This is a genomic window from Luteimonas granuli (assembly GCF_007795095.1).
Classification (GTDB): Bacteria; Pseudomonadota; Gammaproteobacteria; order Xanthomonadales; family Xanthomonadaceae; genus Luteimonas; species Luteimonas granuli.
Genome location: NZ_CP042218.1, coordinates 2,417,315 through 2,435,052, shown reverse-complemented (window position 1 = coordinate 2,435,052; position 17,738 = coordinate 2,417,315). Strand labels below are relative to the sequence as shown.

Below are 17,738 nucleotides of genomic sequence, written 5' to 3'. Positions count from 1 at the left end.
TGGCGGGCCTGCTGGCGACCTTGCCGCCGCGGCTCCTGGATCGCCCGCGGCCCCCGGCCGCTGCGAGCGCGAATTTATACCAGCGCACCCGCAGGGGCGCAAGAAAAAGCGCCGGCCGTCAGTGTTTGACGTCCTGGCGCGGCGGCGCCTTGCGCGGCGCGCGCACCACCGCCTCGGCCGTCCCGCCGGCCGGCAGCGGCGGCAGCGGGCGTTCCAGCGCGAGGTCGAGCACCTCATCGATCCACTTCACCGGGACGATCTTCAAGCCCTGGGTGACGTTCTTCGGAATGTCGGAGAGATCCTTGCGGTTCTCCTCGGGGATGATCACGGTGGTGATGCCGCCGCGCAGAGCGGCCAGCAGCTTCTCCTTGAGCCCGCCGATGGCGGTGACCTTGCCGCGCAGGGTGATCTCGCCGGTCATCGCGACGTCGGCGCGGACCGGGATCCGCGTCAGCGTCGACACCAGCGAGGTCGCCATCGCGATACCGGCGCTGGGACCGTCCTTGGGCGTCGCGCCGTCCGGCACGTGCACGTGCACGTCACGCTTCTGCAGGAAGTCGAGTTCCAGGCCCAGCCGCTCCGCGCGCGCGCGCACGACCGACAATGCCGCGGACGCCGATTCCTTCATCACCTCGCCCAGCTGGCCGGTGAGCGTGAGCTGTCCCTTGCCAGGCACCAGGGTGGACTCGATCTGCAGCAGGTCGCCACCGACCTCGGTCCAGGCCAGGCCCGTCACCAGGCCGATCTCGTTGTCCTGTTCGGCGCGGCCGAAGTCGTAGCGCCGCACGCCCAGGTACTTTTCCAGGTTCTTCGGGGCGACGTTGACAGCGCGCGGCTTCCGCTTCTGCGGGCCGGCCAGCGCGAGCTCCTTCACCACCTTGCGGCAGATCCGGGCGATCTCGCGTTCGAGGTTGCGCACGCCGGATTCGCGCGTGTAGTAGCGCACGATGTCCTGGATCGCGGATTCGGCAACCTTCAGCTCGCCCTCGCGCAGGCCGTTGGCCTTGATCTGCTTGGGGAGCAGGTAGCGCAAGGCGATGTTGATCTTCTCCTCCTCGGTATAGCCGGGGATGCGGATCACTTCCATGCGGTCGAGCAGCGGGCCAGGGATGTTGAGCGAGTTGGAGGTCGCCACGAACATCACTTCGCTGAGGTCGAGGTCGACTTCCAGGTAATGGTCGTTGAAGGCGTGGTTCTGCTCCGGATCGAGCACCTCCAGCAGCGCCGAGGACGGATCGCCGCGGAAGTCCATCGACATCTTGTCGATCTCGTCGAGCACGAACAGCGGGTTCCTGGTGCCGGCCTTGTTGAGGTTCTGCACGATCCGGCCCGGCATCGAGCCGACGTAGGTGCGGCGGTGGCCGCGGATTTCGGCCTCGTCGCGCACGCCGCCCAGCGACATGCGCACGAACTTGCGGTTGGTGGCCTTGGCGATCGACTGGCCGAGCGAGGTCTTGCCCACGCCGGGCGGACCGACGAGGCACAGGATCGGGGCCTTCATCTTCGAAACGCGCGACTGCACCGCGAGATACTCAAGGATGCGCTCCTTCACCTTCTCCAGACCGTAGTGGTCGGCGTCCAGCACCTCCTGCGCGACCTTCAGATCCTTGCGCACCTTGCTGCGCTTCTTCCACGGCACGCCCAGCAGCCAGTCGAGGTAGTTGCGCACCACCGCCGCCTCGGCCGCCATCGGCGACATCTGCTTGAGCTTGTTGAGCTCGTTCTTCGCCTTGGTTTCCACCGCCTTGGGCATGCCGGCGGCGGCGATCTTCCGCGCCAGCTCCTCGAGGTCGTTCGGCGCGTCGTCCATGTCGCCCAGTTCCTTCTGGATCGCCTTCATCTGCTCGTTGAGGTAGTACTCGCGCTGGCTCTTCTCCATCTGCGACTTCACGCGGCCGCGGATGCGCTTCTCCATCTGCTGCACGTCGATCTCGCCGTCGACCAGGCCCACCAGCATCTCCAGCCGCTCCGCGGTGGAGAAGGTCTCGAGCAGGCGCTGCTTCTCGCCCAGGCGCACGCCCAGGTGCGCCGCCACGGTATCGGCCAGGCGGGAAGGTTCGTCGATGCCGGCCAGGGTCTGCAGCAGCTCCGGCGGCAGCTTGCGGTTGGTCTTCACGTACTGCTCGAACAGGCCCATCAGCGAGCGCGCGATGGCCTCGACCTCGCGCGGCTCGCGGTCCTCGACGGCCTCCACCAGCGTGCCGGTGGCGACGAGGGCTCCGTCCACGTCGCGCACGCCATCGATGGTGGCGCGGTCCACGCCTTCGACCAGCACCTTGATGGTGCCGTCGGGCAGTTTCAGCAACTGCAGCACCTGCGCAAGCGTGCCCACCGGGTGCAGGTCCTCCGCGCCCGGGTCGTCGGTTTCCGCCGACTTCTGCGCGACCAGCAGGACCTGCTTGTCGCCTTCCATCGCCAGGTCGAGTGCCTTGATGGACTTGTCACGGCCGACGAACAGCGGGATGACCATGTGCGGAAACACCACCACGTCGCGCAGTGGCAGCACCGGAAGGTCGAAGGTGGCGGCGGTCTGGGAGGGGCTCATCGGGACTCCTGGGGGGGAATGCATGCGGCCCGGGGCCGCCTGGTTCCGGTTATGGGGCCCGGCGGCGGCCGATGCAAGCGCCATCGCAGGCCGGCATCGCAGACTGTGCGTTCAGCCTGAACATCCAGGCCCCAGTGATCGAAAAGCCACGCAGCGAACGCCGCGGGAGCCGCCGGGGCGGCTCCCGCGGGCCGTGGGACGATGCCGGGCGACTCAGTCGCCGGAGGCGGCCTTGGCCGGAGCCGGAGCGGCCGACTCGTAGATCAGGTAGGGCTCGGACTTGTGCTCGATCACCGACTCGTCGACCACCACCTTGCTCACGTTTTCCTTCGAGGGCAGGTCGTACATCGTGTCCAGCAGGACCGATTCGACGATCGTGCGCAGGCCGCGCGCACCGGTCTTGCGCTTCAGCGCCTTGCGGGCGATGGCCGCAAGCGCGTCGGGGCGGAACTCCAGCTCCACGCCCTCCATCTCGAACAGCTTCCGGAACTGCTTGGTGATGGCGTTCCTGGGCTCGGACAGGATCTTGACCAGGGCCGCCTCGTCCAGTTCCTCGAGGGTGGCGACCACCGGCAGGCGGCCGACGAACTCGGGGATCAGGCCGAACTTGATCAGGTCCTCGGGCTCGACGTCGGCGAGCACCTTGCCGACCTCGGCCTTGCGCTCGGAGCTCTTGAGCTTGGCGCCGAAGCCGATGCCGCCGGCCTCCGTGCTGCGCTGCTGGATGATCTTGTCCAGGCCGGCGAAGGCACCGCCGACGATGAACAGGATGTTGCGGGTGTCGACCTGCAGGAATTCCTGCTGCGGGTGCTTGCGCCCGCCCTGCGGCGGCACGCTGGCGATGGTGCCCTCGATGAGCTTCAGCAGCGCCTGCTGCACCCCCTCGCCGGAGACGTCGCGGGTGATCGACGGGTTCTCGCTCTTGCGCGAGATCTTGTCGATCTCGTCGATGTAGACGATGCCCTGCTGCGCCTTGTCGACATCGTAGTCGCACTTCTGCAGCAGCTTCTGGATGATGTTCTCGACGTCCTCGCCGACGTAGCCGGCCTCGGTGAGGGTCGTGGCGTCGGCCATGGTGAACGGGACGTTGAGCATGCGCGCCAGGGTCTCGGCCAGCAGGGTCTTGCCCGAACCCGTGGGACCGACCAGCAGGATGTTGGACTTGGCGAGCTCGACCTCGTCGTTCTTCTGCCGGCTCTCGATGCGCTTGTAGTGGTTGTACACCGCCACCGCGAGCGTCTTCTTCGCCCGCTGCTGCCCGATCACGTACTGGTCGAGGACCTCGAGGATCTCCTTGGGCTTGGGCAGCGAACTGCGCGCACTCTGCGCCTTCTCCTCGAGTTCCTCGCGGATGATGTCGTTGCACAGCTCCACGCATTCATCGCAGATGAACACGCTCGGGCCCGCGATCAGCTTGCGGACCTCATGCTGGCTCTTCCCGCAGAACGAGCAGTAGAGGATCTTGCTGCTGTCGCCGGAACGGCCCTGTCGGTCTTCGGTCATGCGTTCGCCAATCGGTGTTTCGGGGGGAATACGGGTGGTCCGGGTCGAGAATAGCACCCGGGCCCCGGGCCGCAAGCGCGGGGGGCGCGGGATGCTGCGTCCGGGGCAGGCACGGCCGCGGCGGCCGGGCGCCGCCCGTTCAGGCGGGCTGGATCGAGTCTTCCGGACGGCGCTCGAGCACCTGGTCGACCAGGCCGTACTCGCGCGCGGCCTCGGCGCTCTTGAAATTGTCGCGCTCGGTATCGTGGGCGACGGTCTCGAGCGCCTGGCCGGTATGGCGCGCCAGGATCTCGTTCAGGCGCTGCTTCATCGACAGGATCTCGCGGGCGTGGATCTCGATGTCCGTGGCCTGGCCCTGGAAGCCGCCCAGGGGCTGGTGGATCATCACCCGCGAGTTCGGCAGCGCATAGCGCTTGCCGGCCGCGCCCGCGGCCAGCAGCAGGGCGCCCATGCTGGCCGCCTGGCCGACGCAGATCGTGCTGACGTCGGGCTTGATGAACTGCATGGTGTCGTAGATCGCCATGCCGGCGGTGACGATGCCGCCGGGCGAGTTGATGTACAGGTTGATGTCCTTCTCGGGGTTCTCGGCCTCGAGGAACAGCATCTGCGCCACGATCACGTTGGCCACGTGGTCGTCGATGCCGCCGACCAGGAAGATCACCCGCTCCTTCAGCAGGCGCGAATAGATGTCGTACGCGCGCTCGCCGCGGCTGGTCTGTTCGACCACCATCGGCACGAGGTTGAGGGCCTTGGTCTCGATGCTCATTGGAATCCCGGGTCAGGGGGAGGCGGTCACGCCTGCGGCGCGATCGCCTCCTGGAAGGTCAGCTGCGTGTCGGTGTGGCGGGCGCGCTGGGCGATCCAGTCGATCACCTGCTCCTCCATCACGCGGTTCTGCAGTCCCGCCATAAGCTGGGGATCGTTCCGGTACAAGTCAATGACCTGCTGCGGCTCCTCGTAGGTCGAGGCGATCAGGCGCAGGCTCTCGTCCAGGCGCTTGCGGTCCAGCATCAGCTGGTGCCTGCGGGCGACCTCGCCCACCAGCAGGCCGACCAGGACGCGCTTGCGCGCCGGCTCCATGAAGTTCTCGTGGGCGTTGGCAGGCGGTTCCGACGGGCGACCCTGGCGGCGGGCCTGCTCGGCGACCTGGGCGACCAGGGCGCGGGCTTCCTGTTCGACCAGGTTCGGCGGCAGCTCGACGTGGGCGTAGGCGGCGACCAGCTGCTCGCCGACGGCGCGGCGCAAGCGGTTCATCAGTGCGTGCTTCAGCTCGCGTTCCAGGTTGGTGCGGATGTCGGCGCGGAACTGCTCCATCTCGCCGCTCTTCACACCGAAGCTCCTGATGAAGGCCGCGTCGGCTTCCGGGAGCACGGCCTCGGAGACCTGCTCGGCCTTGAGGTGGACCTTCGCGGTCCTGCCGGCCAGCTGCGGCACCCGCCAGTCGGCCGGGAAGCTGACTTCGACGTCCTTCTCCCCGCCCTTGGCCATGCCCACCAGCGCGGCCTCGAGATCGGCGTGCATGGCGCCCGAGCCGACAACCGTGACGCCGCGTTCGACACCCTCGGCGGGCAGGCGCTCGCCGTCGACCTCGGACCAGGTCTCGATGTCGACCGCGTCGCCCTCCTTCGCGCCACGGGTCACCTCCGACCAGCTGCGACGCTGCTGGCGCAGGTTCTCGATCATGCGGTCGATGTCCTCCTCGGTGACCTCGGCCACCGGGCGCTCGACCTCGAGGCCGGCGACGTCGACGTCGCCGAAGTCGGGGACGATCTCGAAGGTGGCCACGTAGCACAGCTCGTCGCCCTCGCCGCGCTCGATGCGCGGCTGGCCCGCGATGCGCAGAGCGTTCTCGCGCACGGCGCTGTCGAAGCCCTCGCGCAGCATGCCGTCGAGGATCTCGTTGCGGACCTGCTCGCCAGAAGCGCTGCTCGATCACCTTCGCCGGCACCTTGCCGGGCCGGAAGCCCTTGATGCGCGCCGTGCGCGCCATCTCGCGCAGGCGGCCCCCGACCTGGTCCTGGAAGCGGTCGGCCGGCAGGTTGAAGGTCATCCTGCGTCCGAGGTTGCCGACGGTCTCGACTGAAACTTGCATACCCACTCCTGCCACCGCGGCAAGGGCCACGGGCGTTGGTTGTCTGGTTGGCCGGGGAGCCGGCGGGTCTGGCCCGCACCTCCGGCGACGGAACGCGACATTTTGGCGGAATCCCGCGCCCACCGCCAGCTCCGCGCGTTGACACCATCCCGGGGCCTCCCGACAATGCCGCAGGGCATGCCGGGCGGAACCGGCGGTCCACGACCTTCGGGGTATAGCGCAGTCTGGTAGCGCGCCTGCTTTGGGAGCAGGATGTCGGGGGTTCGAATCCCTCTACCCCGACCACCCGGCGCCCGTAGCTCAACCGGATAGAGCACCGGCCTTCTAAGCCGGTGGTTGCAGGTTCGAGTCCTGCCGGGCGCGCCAGCTCCTCACGCGCACGTCGCACATTCCCTTCCGACCGCGTACAATGCCCGGCCCTGCCGGCTCCCGCAGGCCCTTAGCGGGCCGTGTCGCGGCCGCGACAGGACTCCATGGTGGATGTAGCTCAGTTGGTTAGAGCACCGGATTGTGATTCCGGGGGTCGCGGGTTCAAATCCCGTCTTCCACCCCAGCTTCCCGCATGGCCGGTGCTGTTGATCCGCCGGCCGCTGTTTTGGTAGGATTTCCCGCTCGGGGCCGTTAGCTCAGTTGGTAGAGCAGTTGACTCTTAATCAATAGGTCCAAGGTTCGAATCCTTGACGGCCCACCAAACCCGAAGCGCCCGGCCCCGCCGGGCGTTTTCTGTTTGCCGGATCGGATGCCCGGACACAGGCGAAAGTGGCGGAACTGGTAGACGCCCTGGATTTAGGTTCCAGTGCCGCAAGGCGTGGGGGTTCGAGTCCCCCCTTTCGCACCAACCCGGAGCCCGCGGAGCGCGGGCCGGGGCCCGCCGGCCCACGCGGCTGCAACGCCCGGCCGTGTATCCTCCCGACTGGCACACGCACTCGACCTCCTGGGGGAATCCATGCGTAGCGGCAATCCGGTCCTGTCCGAATCCACTTTCCTCGACCTCGGCAGCGGCAGCGTCGTCACCCGCGACGCCAGCGCGATGACGATCAATGGCACGGTCAACAGGACCGCGTTCCTGCTGTTCCTGACCGTGCTCACGGCGGCGTTCGCCTGGAGCCAGGCCTTCACCGCCACCGGCGAGATCGCGCCCGGCTTTCCCGTCTACATGTGGGGCGGCCTGATCGGCGGCTTCGTCCTCGCCCTGGTGACGGTGTTCAAGAAGGAATGGGCGCCGGTCACCGCGCCGCTGTACGCGCTGGTGGAGGGCTTCTTCCTGGGCGCGATCTCGGCGCTGTACAGCCACCTGTACGAGGGCATCGTGATCCAGGCGGTGATGCTGACCTTCGCCACGCTGTTCGCGATGCTTGTCGCCTTCCGCGCCGGCTGGGTGCAGGCCACCGAGAAGTTCAAGCTCGGCGTGGTCGCGGCCACCGGCGGCATCTTCCTGGTCTACCTGGCGACCATCGTGCTCGGCTTCTTCGGGGTCGATATCCCGATGATCCACGGCAACGGCATCGTCGGCATCGGCTTCAGCCTGTTCGTGATCGTGATCGCGGCGCTGAACCTGGTGCTGGACTTCGACTTCATCCGGACCGGCGCCGAACGGGGCGCGCCGAAGTACATGGAGTGGTACGGTGCTTTCGGGCTGATGGTCACGCTGGTGTGGCTGTACATCGAGTTCCTTCGCCTGCTGGCCAAGCTGCAGTCGCGCGACTGAGGCAGCCGGACACGCCACGCGGCAATCCCGGAGAGGCGCCATCGGCGCCTCTTTTTGGTTCTTCTCCCGATCGAGGGGACGCTCCGCCGCAACGGGCGCTCCGGTGAAGTCCGGGCCGCCCGCCACGGACGCTCCGTTCGAGTCCGGGCCGCCCGCCACGGACGCAGGGGGGCACGACCTTTGGTCGCGGTCGGGACGAGGGCTACGCCGACGTTCGCGTCGAAACGGAGGGCGTCATGACCGGGAGCTGCCCGGCTCCGCCGCTTTGGATCTTCCCTCCCGAAGCCGAAGAACGCCGAAGCCCGTCCCGCGCACAGGGGGTGTGCGGACAGCCGGCCATGGATGGCCGGCGGCCGGCCGTGGGAGCAGGACGCGGAGACTGCCGGGGAAGCACACCCCCTGTGCGCGGGACGGGCCGCACGGACCACAACGAAACGGCTCCTGGCTCTTCCAGGCGCGACAACGCGGCCCCGCGCCGGACGGCGGTGGCCATGCTTTCATCCGGCCGACCGGGCGCCAGCGGTGCAGGCGTCTCCGTCGTCAGCCCCCACGGGGCGCGATGATGGCCAGGCGATGAAGGCGGCCGCGAAGAGGGCCAGGATCCAGCAGTAGAAGACCGTGCCCGAAAGCGACAGCGGCGACATCGAGGCCAGCCCCGCCGCGAGCAGGATCTGTGCCCCGTACGGAATCACACCCTGGGGTACGCACGCGAAAACGTCGAGCAGGCTGGCCGCGCGCCGCGGGCTGATCCGGTGCCGCTCCGCGATGTCGCGGGCGACATCGCCGCTGACGAGGATGGCGACGGTGTTGTTGGCTGTAAAGACATCGGCGGTGGCCGAAAGCACGGCGATGCTGAACTCGCCCGTGCGTCGCCCGGTGTGACCGCGCGCGAAACGCGCGATCGTCTGGGCCAGCCACCCCAGCCCACCGGCGGCCTTCATCAGCGCACCCACGCCGCCGATCAGCAACGACAGCAGCAGGATTTCGGTCATGCCCTCGAAGCCGGTCCAGATGTCGCCCGCGTAGTGCACCAGGTCGTACTCCGGCGCCAGGGCCAGGCCGAATGCACCGGCCAGCGCCACGCCGATCCCCAGCACCAGGATGACGTCCAGGCCGGCGAGCGCCAGCACCAGCACCAGCACGTAGGGCAGGACCAGCCAGGCCGAGGCGGGCTCGTCGGTGGTGACCGGCGCCGGGTCGCCGAGGAAGACCAGCAGCGCGATCGTGGCCAGCGCCGCGGGCAACGCGATCTTGAAGTTCTCGCGGAACTTGTCGCGCATCTCGGCGCCCTGGCTGCGCGTGGCGGCGATCGTGGTATCCGAGATGACCGAGAGGTTGTCGCCGAACATCGCGCCGCCGATCACCGCGCCCAGTACCAGCGCGCGGTCCAGGCCGGAGGCATCGGCCACACCCAGGGCGATCGGAACCACGGCCGCGATCGTGCCCATCGATGTACCGATGGCCAGCGAGATCAGCGAGGCGACCACGAACAGCCCTGGCAACAGCAGCCCCGCCGGCACCGCGCCGATTCCCAGGGACACCACGGCATCCACGGCGCCGATGGCCTGCGAGACATAGGCGAATGCCCCCGCCAGCAGGAAGATCAGGCACATCGTCATGATGTTCGGGTTGCCCATGCCGAGCAGCAGGACCTCGACGGCCTTCACCCCGCGGCGGCGGGCGATCCACGCCGCCAGCGCGAGCGCCGGAAGGATCGCCACCGGCGCGCGCAGCTGGTAGAAGCCCATCTCCTCGCCGTGCAGGGTGAAATACAGCCCCGAGCCGAAGAACAGCGCCAGGAACAGCAGCAGCGGGGTCAGCGCGAGCGCGCTGGGACGTGCATCCATCGCTTTATCCGCATGAAAGGATCGGCGATTGTGGGGCCGCTGCCGGGCGCTGTCGAGACGACATCCGGAATGGCGGCGTTCCAGAAACGAAACGGCGCCAAAGGAAACGGGCGCCGAAGCGCCCGTCTCCATACAGCCCGGCGGCCTGCCCGGGGGCAGGCGGCCGGTTCAGGCCGCGACCCGGCTGGCGATCGCGCGCGCGAAATCCATCGTGCTGCCGTTGCCGCCGAGGTCCGGCGTCAGCGAATCCTGGGCCGTCAGCGTGTCCACGATCGCGGCGCGCAGCTGCGTGGCCCTGTCGACCATGCCGATGTGCTCGAGCATCTGCGCCGCGCCCAGCAGCAGGGCGCAGGGGTTGGCCACGCCCTTGCCCGCGATGTCCGGCGCCGAGCCGTGCACGGCCTCGAAGATCGCGACGTCCTTTCCGATGTTGGCGCCGGGAATCAGCCCCAGACCGCCGATCAGGCCGGCGCAGAGGTCGGAGATGATGTCGCCGAACAGGTTGGTGGTCACGATCACGTCGAACTGCTCGGGACGCATCACCAGCTGCATGCAGGCATTGTCCACGATCATTTCGTTGCACTCGATGTCCGGATATTCCTTCGCCACGTCGCGCGCGGCGTTGAGGAACAGGCCGGAGGTCGATTTCAGGATGTTGGCCTTGTGCACCACGGTCACCTTCTTCCGCCCGGCCTTGCGGGCCAGGTCGAAGGCGTAGCGCACGATGCGCTCGGAGCCCTTGCGGGTGTTGCGGGTCACCGACACCGCCCAGCTTCCGTCGGGCGCCGTTTCCTGGCCTTCGGCACTGTAGGCGCCCTCGGTGTTCTCGCGCACGGTGACGATGTCCACCCCTTCGCTGAAGCGCGACCGGGTGTTGGGGAACGAGGTCGCCGGACGGACGTTCGCATACAGATCGAAGTGGCGGCGCAGCTGCACGTTGACCGAGGAGAAGCCGCCGCCGACCGGCGTGGTCAGCGGGCTCTTCAGCGCCACCTTGTTGCGGCTGATGGAATCGAGCGTGGCCTGCGGCAGCAGCTCGCCGTGCTTCTCGAGCGCCATCAGCCCGGCATCGGCCTCTTCGTAGGCGAGCCCGAGCTTCATGGCATCGAGCACATGCAGGGTGGCGTCCATGATCTCCGGGCCGATGCCATCGCCGCGGATGACCGTGATTGTCTGGGTCATTGTGTGGGGTCCAGGGTGGGGGGACGCCATTGCGCGAGCGGGCGTCTGGGGGCGGAAAGCAGCACGCAATTATGCCAAATGCGGCCCCCTGCTGTCCGGCGCCCCCGGGAACGCAGCGGTGCGGCCCTGCCCTTCCCTGCCCCGGGGGCGCCGCCAGGGGCGCTCGCGGGGCTCAGTCGTGGTGGTGTCCGTCCGGGGGAGCGTCGGCGCCGGACTCGAGCCGGTCGAGGAAGTCCACGGCGCGACGCAGGTGCGGGATCACGATGCTCCCGCCCACCACCAGCCCGATCGAGAACGCCTCGAACATGGCGTCGCGGCCAACCCCCGCATCGCGGCAGCGCGCGACGTGGTAGCTGATGCAGTCGTCGCAGCGCAGCACCAGCGATGCCACCAGTCCGAGCAGCTCCTTGGTCGCCACGTCGAGCGCGCCGGCCTGGTAGGCCTGGGTGTCGAGTGCGAAGAAGCGGCGGACGACCTGGTTGGGCTCGGCGAGGATGCGTTCATTCATGCGTTCGCGGAATTCCGTGAAGGCCCGGACGCGATCGCCGTCGTCACCGGCGCTCATGCGCCCTTCCCCACCAGCAGCGGCTCGAAGCCGCCGGCGCGGTGCAGGGCCATCATGTCGTCGTAGCCGCCGACGTGGACCTTGCCGACGAAGATCTGCGGCACCGAGGTGCGCCCGGCGCGTGCCACCATGCGCGCGCGCTCCTCGGGATCGGTGTCGATCCTCACTTCGGTCCATTCCAGACCCTTGCTGCGCAGGAAGTTCTTGGCGGCCACGCAGTAGGCGCAGACGGCGCTGGTGTACAGGGTGATCTCGGGTGAAGCTTGCTCGTTCAAGGCGGTCTCCGGAAACTTGCGTGGCCTGGCGGGGTCGATTGTGGGGGCCGCGCGCGCCGATTTCAGCAGGCGCCGGTGGTCCGCACCGTTCGCCGGGACGGATTAACCGGCTGTTCACGCCTGCCCTCCGCCCCGGCTCCATCCTGTCATCCATGCTTCGAGGACGCCCCGTAGACCGCATGCGCCTGCTTCCCGCCACCGCCGCCCTGGTCCTTGCGCTGGCCGCGGCCGCCGCTCCCGCGCAGACCCGGCTGCCCGACATCGGCTCCTCCGCCGGCACCCTGCTCGGCCCGGCGCAGCAGCGCGAATACGGCCAGATGCTGCTGGCGCAGCTGCGCCATTACGACTACGTGCTCGACGATCCCCTGATCGATGCCTGGCTGCACGCGCTGGGCAGCCGCCTGGCCGCCGCGAGCGACCAGCCGGAGCAGTCGTTCACCTTCTTCATGATGAAGGACCGGTCGCTCAACGCCTTCGCCACCCTCGGAGGTTACATCGGGACCAACGCCGGCCTGGTGCTTGCCGCCGCCAGCGAAGACGAAGTCGCCGGCGTGCTCGCCCACGAGGTGGCCCACGTCACCCAGGCCCATGTGCTGCGCGGCGTCGAGCGCGCCCAGCGCGACAGCGTGCCGATCCTGCTGGCGATGCTGGGCGCGGTGGCGGTGGCGTCGCAGGCTGGCGGAAGTTCCTCCGGCGAAGCCACGATGGCCGCGCTCGCCAGTGCGCAGGGGCTGCTGGTCCAGCGGCAGATCGACTACACCCGGTCCAACGAGTCCGAGGCCGACCGAATCGGCATGCGCACGCTTGCGCGCAGCGGCTACGACACCGCGGCGATGGCGCGGATGTTCGAGCGCATGCAGGCGCTGTCGCGCACCAACCAGGGTGGTGAGCGCGAGCGGATGCCGGACTACCTGCGCACCCACCCGGTCACCACCACCCGCATCAGCGAGGCGCGGCAGCTCGCCGGGCAGCACGGCGGGCGGGCGGAGGCGACCTTCGCGACCTCCGGGCTTGCGGGGAACAATCCCCTGCTGCCTGCCTCGCTGCGCCCGGACGGCCTTTCCGGGGACGCCCACGGCAGTCAGTACGGCTGGGTGCGCGAGCGCCTGCGCGTGCTCAGCGCCGACACTCCGGCCCAGGCCATGGGCGAGTACGCACGCTTCGCGCGCGCCGGCGCCCTCGACGACGCCCAGCGTTACGGCCTGGCCCTGGCCCGTCTGCTGGCCGGCGACGGCGCGGAGGCGGCACGTGGATTCGGCGAACTATTGGCCTCCCACCCCGGCGACACCTGGCTGCTGATCGGGCTGGCCCAGGCCGAAGCCCGCCAGGGGCGGCACGCGGCCGCCGACGCCCGCTTCGAAGACCTGGTCCGCCGCATGCCCCGCAACCGCGCGGTGGTGCTGGCGTACGCAGAGGTGCTGACCGAGCGCGACACTCCCGAGGCAGGACGCCGGGCCAGCGACATCCTGCGGCCGTTGACGGCCGGTTCCGGCGATGACCCCGTCTTCCAGCGCATCTTCGCCCGCGCCAGCGAGATCGCCGGCGATCCGGTCCGCGCCGGCGAGGCCTGGGCCGAAGCCGCCCTGCTGAATGGCCGCGCCGAGCAGGCCCTGCTGCAGCTCAACACCCTGCGTCGCCGCGACGACCTCGACTACTATGCGCGGGTGCGGATCGACGCGCGCATCGCCGCGGTCACGCCGATGGTGCTGGAGCTGCGCCGCCAGGGCATCCACGACCCCGTGCTGCGCAAGTGAGGCCGCCCGGCCGCACGTGACACTGTCACCAAACAGTCACCAAACCGTCGTCTAATGGCCGCCATCTCCATTGAACGAGCGGTAGCAGCGTGCAGAAGCGCATCCTGATCGTCGACGATGAGCCAGCCATCCGGGACATGGTGGCCTTCGCCGTGCGCAAGGGCGACTACGAGCCGGTCCATGCCGCGGATGCCCGCCAGGCCCAGGAAGCGATCGCCGACCGGGTGCCCGACCTGATCCTGCTCGACTGGATGCTCCCCGGGACCAGCGGCATCGAGCTGGCCCGCCGCTGGCGTCGGGAGTCCCTCACCCGCGAAGTTCCGATCATCATGCTGACCGCCCGCGGCGAGGAGAACGACCGCGTGGGCGGGCTCGAGGCCGGAGTCGACGATTACGTCGTCAAGCCCTTCTCTTCGCGCGAACTGCTGGCCCGGATCCGCGCCGTCATGCGCCGCTCGCGGGAGGACGACGAGGACGGCAGCGTCGCCGTCGGCAGCCTGCGCATCGACGGCGCCGCGCACCGGGTGTTCGCCGGCGACGAGCCGGTGGCGATCGGGCCGACGGAGTACCGCCTGCTGCATTTCTTCATGACCCATCCCGATCGCGTCTATTCCCGCTCGCAGCTGCTCGACCATGTCTGGGGCGGCAGCGTCTATGTCGAAGAGCGCACGGTGGACGTGCACATCCGCCGCCTGCGCAAGACGCTCGAACCGTTCGCGCTCGATGGCATGGTGCAGACGGTCCGCGGCGCCGGGTATCGATTCTCCGCCTCGGTCTAGACTGGCGGCATGCCGCCGACCCTCCAGACCTCCTGGCAACGGACCCTGGCCACGCTGGCCGCGGTCCTGGGCTGCGCCATGCTCGCGGGGCTGGCCGTGGGCCAGCCCTGGCCGGCCCTCGCGCTGGCCGCGCTCGGGATGCTGGCCGCGCACCTGCTGCGACTGCGCAGGATCATGGGTCAGCTCGACGCGCGCGTGCGGCTGCCGCCGCCGCATTCCGGCGGCGGGGTCTGGGCCGGCGTCGAGCGCCTGCTCCACCGCGCGCGCAACGAGGTCCGAGGCCGCGAACGCCGACTGGTCGAAATGATGCGCGCCTACCGCGCCGTCGCCGCGGCGCTGCCCGACGCAGTGGTGGTGGCCGATCGCAACACCCAGCGGGTGATCTGGTGCAACGTCGCCGCGGAGCGGCTGCTGGGCCTGAGCTATCCGCGCGACAAGGGCGCCAGCCTCGGCGAACGGCTGCAGCCGCTGCCGGTCTCGCACTGGCTGAGCAGCGGGCGGCACGCCGAGCCGATCAATGACGCCGCCTCGCCGGCCGATCCGTCGATCCGCATCAGCCTGCGGCTGATCCCCTATTCCGACGCCCTGTGGCTGCTGGTCGCGCGCGACGTCGGCAAGCTGATGCGGCTGGAGAAGATGCGCCGCGACTTCGTCGCGAACGTCTCACACGAGCTGCGGACGCCGCTGACCGTGGTCCACGGCTACCTGGACATGCTCGATCCGTCGGACAACCCCGAATGGGAGCCGATCGTCGGCGAAATGCGGCGCCAGTCCCAGCGCATGACCCAGCTGGTCGAGGATCTCCTGACCCTGTCCCGGCTCGAGGCCCAGGACACCCTGGTCGAAGAGGAGGTCGCGATGGCTCCCATGCTCTCCACCCTGCGCCGCGAGGCGGAGGCCATCGGCCAGGGCCGCCACACCGTCGCCGTCGAGGACGCCGCCGGCGTCGACCTGCGCGGCTCCAGCCGCGAGCTGCACAGCGCCTTCTCCAACCTGGTCGCCAACGCCGTGCGCTACACGCCCAGCGGCGGGCACATCCGCGTGCGCTTCGCCCCGGACGCGGGGGGCGGCGTCGCGCTGTCGGTCGAAGACACCGGCTACGGCATCCCCGAAGCCCACCTGGCGCGCCTGACCGAACGTTTCTACCGGGTTTCCAGCAGCCGCACCCGCGAGACCGGGGGCACCGGCCTGGGCCTGGCGATCGTCAAGCATGTGCTCCAATTGCACCAGGCGCGCCTGGAGATCGCCAGCGAGGTCGGGCGCGGCAGCATCTTCACCTGCCGCTTCGGCGCCGAACGGGTCATGGCGCGCACCGAGGATATCCATGAAGAGCCGCATGACTAGCGGGCGGACACCCGCCACCACCCGGGGCCGGACGTCGGTGCCGGCCGCGCCCGCGCCGGACCCCGCGGCGGATTCGCTCCGCGACCCCGCGCTGTACCTCAACCGCGAACTGTCGCAGCTCGACTTCAATTTCCGCGTCCTGGCGCAGGCGCAGGACGCCACGATCCCGCTGCTGGAGCGGCTGCGCTTCCTGTGCATCTCGTGCACCAACCTCGACGAGTTCTTCGAGATCCGCGCCGCCACCGTGCGCCATGCCCAGGACTTCGAGGTGCCGCTGCCGGCGGACGGCCTGTCGCCGGGCACCGTGCTGCGGCGGATCCACGAACGCACCGCCGAGCTGGTCGACGCCCAGTACGCCTGCTGGAACGAGGTCCTGCGCCCGGCGCTCGCCGACGCCGGCGTGCGCGTGCTCGCGCGGGAGACCTGGAACGCGCGCCAGCGCCGCTGGCTGCGCGCCTGCTTCCGCGAGGAGATCCTGCCGGTGCTGTCGCCGCTGGGCCTCGATCCATCGCATCCGTTCCCGAAGATCCTCAACAAGTCGCTCAACCTGGTGGTCGTGCTCAAGGGCAAGGACGCATTCGGCCGCAGCGGCCACCTCGCCATCGTGCGTGCGCCGCGCTCGCTGGCCCGGATCATCCGCCTGCCGCAGCGCGTCTCCGGCGGTGAGCACGACTTCGTGTTCCTGTCGGCGATGCTGTCCGAGTTCGTCGAGGACCTGTTCCCGGGGATGAAGGTCCAGGGCGCCTACCAGTTCCGCGTCACCCGCAACTCGGAGCTGATCCTGGACGAGGACGAGGTCGAGAACCTGGCCCTGGCGCTGCGCGACGAGCTGGTCGGGCGCGGCTACCTGCGCGCGATGCGGCTGGAGATCGCCGCCGACTGCCCGGAACCGATCGTCACGGAGCTTCTGCGCAACTTCGACCTGCCGGCGAACGCCGTCTACCGCATCAACGGACCGGTCAACCTCAACCGCGTGATCCACGTCTACAACGACGTCGACCGTCCGGAGCTCAAGTTCCCACCGTTCCAGCCGCGGCAGCTGCCAGGCAGCGACGCGATGTTCGACCGCATCGCCGAGCGCGACATCCTGCTCCACCACCCCTTCGACGCCTTCACCCCGGTGCTGGAACTGCTCAAGCAGGCCGCCGCCGATCCGGACGTGCTGGCGATCAAGCAGACCCTGTACCGCACCGGCCGCGATTCGCCGATCGTCGAGCACCTCGTGCAGGCCGCGCGCAACGGCAAGGACGTGACCGTGGTGGTCGAACTGCGGGCGCGCTTCGACGAGGAGGCCAACCTCGGCCTCGCGGACCGCCTGCAGGATGCCGGAGTGCAGGTGGTCTATGGCGTGGTCGGATACAAGACCCACGCCAAGATGCTGCTGGTGGTGCGCCGCGAGGGCCGTCGCCTGCGCCGCTACGTGCACATGGGCACCGGCAACTACCACAGCGGCACCGCGCGCGCCTACACCGACCTCGGCCTGCTGACCGCCGACACCGACATCAGCAGCGACGTGCACCAGATCTTCCAGCAGATCTCGGGGCTTGCGCCGGCGACCCGCCTGAAGCGCGTGCTGCAGTCGCCGTTCACCATGCACGACGGCGTGCTGTCGCGCATCCGGCGCGAGGCCCAGTTCGCCACCGCGGGCCGCCCGGCGCGGATCATCGCCAGGATGAACGCCCTCAACGAGCCGCAGGTGGTGCGCGCGCTGTACGCCGCCTCCCAGGCCGGCGTGCGCATCGATCTCATCGTCCGCGGAGCGTGCACGCTGAGACCGGGGGTGCCGGGGGTGTCCGACAACATCCGCGTGCGCTCGATCGTCGGCCGCTTCCTCGAGCACAGCCGCGTGTACTGGTTCGCGAACGATGGCGCGCCCGAGACCTGGTGTTCCAGCGCCGACTGGCTGGAGCGCAACCTGCTGCGGCGCGTCGAGACCTGTTTCCCGATCCTCGACCCGGCGGTCGCCGCGCGCGTGCGCGCGGAGGCGCTCGAGACCTACCTCGCCGACAACACCGGCGCCTGGGAGCTGCATTCCGACGGCAGCTACCGCGCGCTCGCTCCGGCCGAGGGCGAGGCACCACACTCGGCCCAGGCCTCGCTGCTCGCGTCGATCTGCGGATGAGGACCTTGTCCGCGCCTGCCGC

At 69.3% G+C, this 17,738-nt stretch carries 12 protein-coding genes, 5 tRNA genes and 1 pseudogene; 10 read left to right on the top strand and 8 right to left on the bottom strand.

Annotation, left to right across the window (positions count from 1 at the left end; genetic code table 11):
- Nucleotides 1–118: 118 nt before the first annotated feature.
- The 4 genes and pseudogenes from lon to tig all read right to left on the bottom strand — a co-directional run bounded on the left by lon (nt 119) and on the right by tig (nt 6,140).
- Entirely contained in the window at nt 119–2,545 is a 2,427-nt protein-coding gene (gene lon, locus FPZ22_RS11290; RefSeq protein ID WP_144893037.1) for an endopeptidase La, read from the bottom strand.
- A 213-nt stretch (nt 2,546–2,758) separates the two neighbouring features.
- Entirely contained in the window at nt 2,759–4,048 is a 1,290-nt protein-coding gene (gene clpX, locus FPZ22_RS11285) for an ATP-dependent Clp protease ATP-binding subunit ClpX (protein ID WP_144893035.1), read from the bottom strand.
- A gap of 139 nt (nt 4,049–4,187) precedes the next feature.
- On the bottom strand, nt 4,188–4,814 hold the full coding sequence (gene clpP / locus FPZ22_RS11280) for an ATP-dependent Clp endopeptidase proteolytic subunit ClpP (protein ID WP_144893033.1): 627 nt from the start codon (nt 4,812–4,814) through the stop codon (nt 4,188–4,190).
- A 26-nt stretch (nt 4,815–4,840) separates the two neighbouring features.
- A pseudogene (tig, locus tag FPZ22_RS11275) lies at nt 4,841–6,140 on the bottom strand (trigger factor).
- Between the two features lie 208 nt (nt 6,141–6,348).
- Here tig and FPZ22_RS11270 point away from each other — a divergent pair.
- The 6 genes from FPZ22_RS11270 to FPZ22_RS11245 all read left to right on the top strand — a co-directional run bounded on the left by FPZ22_RS11270 (nt 6,349) and on the right by FPZ22_RS11245 (nt 7,848).
- A tRNA-Pro gene (locus FPZ22_RS11270) sits at nt 6,349–6,425 on the top strand.
- Nucleotides 6,426–6,429: 4 nt separating this feature from the next.
- Nucleotides 6,430–6,506: transfer RNA gene (locus FPZ22_RS11265), tRNA-Arg, on the top strand.
- Between the two features lie 110 nt (nt 6,507–6,616).
- Nucleotides 6,617–6,693, top strand: a tRNA-His gene (locus tag FPZ22_RS11260).
- A 62-nt stretch (nt 6,694–6,755) separates the two neighbouring features.
- A tRNA-Lys gene (locus FPZ22_RS11255) sits at nt 6,756–6,831 on the top strand.
- Between the two features lie 62 nt (nt 6,832–6,893).
- Nucleotides 6,894–6,978 (top strand) — tRNA-Leu (locus tag FPZ22_RS11250).
- A 108-nt stretch (nt 6,979–7,086) separates the two neighbouring features.
- Nucleotides 7,087–7,848 carry a Bax inhibitor-1/YccA family protein gene (locus FPZ22_RS11245; protein ID WP_144893031.1) on the top strand — a complete coding sequence of 254 codons (762 nt, stop codon included), beginning with the start codon at nt 7,087–7,089 and terminating at the stop codon, nt 7,846–7,848.
- A 497-nt stretch (nt 7,849–8,345) separates the two neighbouring features.
- On the opposite strand, the gene FPZ22_RS11240 is transcribed toward FPZ22_RS11245, so the two are convergent.
- The 4 genes from FPZ22_RS11240 to grxC form a co-directional block, all read right to left on the bottom strand.
- Complete coding sequence (locus tag FPZ22_RS11240; RefSeq protein WP_144893029.1) at nt 8,346–9,695, bottom strand: Na+/H+ antiporter NhaC family protein; 1,350 nt, start codon at nt 9,693–9,695, stop codon at nt 8,346–8,348.
- A gap of 168 nt (nt 9,696–9,863) precedes the next feature.
- Nucleotides 9,864–10,877: an isocitrate dehydrogenase gene (locus tag FPZ22_RS11235; RefSeq protein WP_144893027.1), complete on the bottom strand. Its 1,014-nt coding sequence runs from the start codon at nt 10,875–10,877 to the stop codon at nt 9,864–9,866.
- A gap of 172 nt (nt 10,878–11,049) precedes the next feature.
- A complete protein-coding gene (locus FPZ22_RS11230) occupies nt 11,050–11,442 on the bottom strand; it encodes a carboxymuconolactone decarboxylase family protein (protein WP_144893025.1) in 393 nt (130 codons plus the stop codon).
- Entirely contained in the window at nt 11,439–11,717 is a 279-nt protein-coding gene (gene grxC / locus FPZ22_RS11225) for a glutaredoxin 3 (protein ID WP_144893023.1), read from the bottom strand. Before grxC ends, FPZ22_RS11230 begins: the two co-directional genes overlap by 4 nt.
- 179 nt (nt 11,718–11,896) lie before the next feature.
- Between grxC and FPZ22_RS11220 the strand changes: the two genes are divergently transcribed.
- The 4 genes from FPZ22_RS11220 (at nt 11,897) to ppk1 (ending at nt 17,716) form a co-directional block, all read left to right on the top strand.
- Nucleotides 11,897–13,471 (top strand): M48 family metalloprotease, encoded by a 1,575-nt coding sequence (locus FPZ22_RS11220; RefSeq protein ID WP_144893021.1) that lies wholly within the window; start codon nt 11,897–11,899, stop codon nt 13,469–13,471.
- 89 nt (nt 13,472–13,560) lie between these two features.
- The gene (gene phoB / locus FPZ22_RS11215; RefSeq protein WP_144893019.1) at nt 13,561–14,250 is read left to right on the top strand and encodes a phosphate regulon transcriptional regulator PhoB; all 690 of its coding nucleotides are present in this window, start codon (nt 13,561–13,563) and stop codon (nt 14,248–14,250) included.
- A 9-nt stretch (nt 14,251–14,259) separates the two neighbouring features.
- Entirely contained in the window at nt 14,260–15,594 is a 1,335-nt protein-coding gene (phoR, locus tag FPZ22_RS11210) for a phosphate regulon sensor histidine kinase PhoR (RefSeq protein WP_144893017.1), read from the top strand.
- A complete protein-coding gene (gene ppk1, locus FPZ22_RS11205) occupies nt 15,587–17,716 on the top strand; it encodes a polyphosphate kinase 1 (RefSeq protein WP_144894148.1) in 2,130 nt (709 codons plus the stop codon). The genes phoR and ppk1 overlap by 8 nt, the downstream gene beginning before the upstream one ends.
- Nucleotides 17,717–17,738: the final 22 nt, after the last annotated feature.